Annotated in this window: 1 protein-coding gene; it reads right to left on the reverse strand. The window is 61.5% G+C overall.

The annotated features are described in order from the left end of the window. The coding region (locus RTW80_RS29675) for a pyruvate formate lyase family protein (RefSeq protein ID WP_312721714.1) at positions 1–262 on the reverse strand (262 nt) is incomplete at both ends.

The following is a 262-nucleotide window of genomic DNA, read 5'->3' on the forward strand; positions in this document are numbered from 1 at the left end:
GGTCAGGATCGACTGCGTCGGTACCGCGTTGCGGTACGTCGGCAGCGCCTGGATTTTCTTCATAAAGCGCTCAACCAGATCGCAGGCGATACTGTCCACGCGATCGTCGTTGTTGCCGTACTGCGGATAGTCGCCTTCGATGACGAAATCGACCGCCAGACCGGTGTGGTCGCGCACCGGTTTTACCGTGGCGTATTTGATGGCCGACAGGGAATCCGCCGCCACCGACAGCCCGGCAATGCCGCAGGCCATGGTGCGGTAG

Origin of the sequence: Escherichia sp. AM3 (assembly GCF_032029835.1) — a bacterium.
Classification (GTDB): domain Bacteria; phylum Pseudomonadota; class Gammaproteobacteria; order Enterobacterales; family Enterobacteriaceae; genus Escherichia; species Escherichia coli.